Below are 2184 nucleotides of genomic sequence, written 5' to 3'. Positions count from 1 at the left end.
GTCACCGTGCGGCCAGACCTTGGTCAGGTCGAACGGGTTGAACCGGTAGCCGTCCGCGTCCGCTGGGTCCATCACCTGCACATAGAGGGTCCAGCTCGGAAAGTCGCCGTTGACGATCGAGCCGAACAGGTCCTGGCGGTGGTGGTCGGGGGAGGTGCCCCCGAGCAGGTTGCCCTCGTCCTGGGTGAGGTACTCGTCCTAAAACAAGCGTTCCGGTCGCGGCTTGGCGGGCATGGACACGTTGCGTGAGCTTGTAGGGCGGTTGTGGGGACTGTGAGTGGTGGTCGATGTGGGGGGTGTTCGAGGGGGTGTGCGGCAGGGGACTGGGGGCGGGTTGGTGAGTGTGCGGGGGTGGTTCGGGGCGCGCTGATCGGAGCGCTCGGCGATCCTCGGGCGCTTTGGGGGGTGGGTTCGGGGTTGGCTGGCCTCAGAGTGCGTCGAGTAGCCGGAAGAAGGCTTTCAGCCACGGGTTGTAGGCGATGATCCTCCAGCGCAACTGTCTGGCGCCGGTGACGATCTGGCAGGGGATGTCGATGAGAGCGGCCCGGAAGGTTCGGAACTCCATGGTGAGCAGTTGGTGTCGTTGAGTGCTGTGGGTTCGCTGATCGTCGGGGTCTACAGGCAGGAGCAGAGCGCACCAGGCTTTCAGGTTCCATGCGAGTGTTGCCATGGTCATGTACGCGAAGTTGGCGACCAGGTTGTTGACCGGGGCGTGCAAGGCACGCAGGTCACCTTTCAGTTGTCCGATCAGGTTTTCTTGGTTGCAACGCTGTCGGGCTTCGAGGATGACTTCATCAGCGGTGAGCTCGGTGTCGTTGGTGATGTAAAAGAAGTAGCGGTACTTGTCGAACAAGACGTTCTCGCCGCGCTCGATCGACAGGTTTTTTCTCAACGCGACCACCCGGTAGGCTTTCGCACATTTGCCGGGCTGGTAGGAGAACTCGACAACGTCTTCGGCTGTGGTACGGATCTTCTTGTACTCCCGGGCGACCACGATGCCGTCTTTGACGTTCACCGGTTTGGTCCGGGCTTGAGTTTTGATCGCTCGTTCGGCTCGACGCTGCAGTTCATGAAACATTTTGTTGTCTTGGGTCGAGGCTAGGGTGACCAAGTTCGGCTTCGCGTCGTAGCCGAACACGAAACGCACACCGTCAGTGTCCCAACGATCGAAATTACCGGTCAGTGCGTAGTCGGTGTCGCCACGCAACAAGATGTCAGTGAAGCCGGCTTTGCGGCACAAGCTGATCGAACGGTCGAACAGGTCGGGGGCTCCCTCGTGTGAGGGACGGTTCGCTCCGTGCAGATCCAGGTACAACACCTCGTTGGTGTTCGCCAACGACACCACCAGCGCCGAGTACCCCCAGATCCCCTTGTAGGAGATGTCCATGCCCTGCTTGCACTCCCCAGTGGTCGGAACGATCGTCGCGTCGGCTTCGATACGTGCCGTGCCGGAAGTGAACTGCGGTCCCAGACGTGACCACACCCCGAGGCGTGCCGAGTTGATCGCTTCGAGCAGCGCGATCACGTCGTCACGCTCGAAGCGGCGACAGAAGTCTCCGGCGGTGGTCGGATCCGGCAGCGACTCGACACCCAACGCGTCCAAGAACACCTGGTCGCCCCGTCGGGATTCGATGTCCTCGAGGCGCACACCACCACACAAAATGTTGTACGCGATGTTCAACACGTGATCAGACTCGTGGTAGGGACGGTGGATCTTCAACAGTTTGACGCTACGGTCGATCTCGGCAGCCAAGTCGACACTGTCGACCAGCCGGCTGATCAACCCGATCCCGCCATGAGCGACACCGCGAACCCGATCCGCCAACTCGTATACGATGTTGCCCCGACCGAGCACCGGGCCGTGCGGGTTGCATCTCACCGCGCCCGCCAAACGAGCTTTGATCGACACGTCCTCACCATCCAACCGCTCCGACACCGCTTCGGACTCCTGCTTGACCAACCTGTGTCGAGCTCGTGATACCCTGGCGTTCACCGAACCATCCTTTCCTGTCTGAGATCGTTGCTTCTTGCACCCAATTATCTCACACCGGGAGGATGGTTCGGTGCTTTTCCAGTCCCTTCGGGGCGAAAACATCGAGTCGCTCCGTCGACCGGGGCACAGCGCGCGACGTACAATCCGATCGGTCGCGAACACCGCTATCAACCCGCACCGAACTACACGTC

At 60.9% G+C, this 2184-nt stretch carries 1 protein-coding gene and 1 pseudogene; both read right to left on the bottom strand.

Features of this window, described 5'->3' with window-relative positions:
• Positions 1 to 195: pseudogene (locus ABDV69_RS21185) on the bottom strand (catalase); the annotation flags it as partial.
• 232 nt (positions 196 to 427) lie between these two features.
• Positions 428 to 1909 (bottom strand): IS1380 family transposase, encoded by a 1482-nt coding sequence (locus ABDV69_RS21180; RefSeq protein WP_343577774.1) that lies wholly within the window; start codon positions 1907 to 1909, stop codon positions 428 to 430.
• Positions 1910 to 2184 lie beyond the last annotated feature (275 nt).

It is taken from the genome of Mycobacterium sp. (assembly GCF_039583785.1).
In the GTDB taxonomy this organism is placed as follows: domain Bacteria; phylum Actinomycetota; class Actinomycetes; order Mycobacteriales; family Mycobacteriaceae; genus Mycobacterium.
Note: the sequence above shows the minus strand (reverse complement) of the source record. Positions and strands in the feature narration are given on the sequence as shown.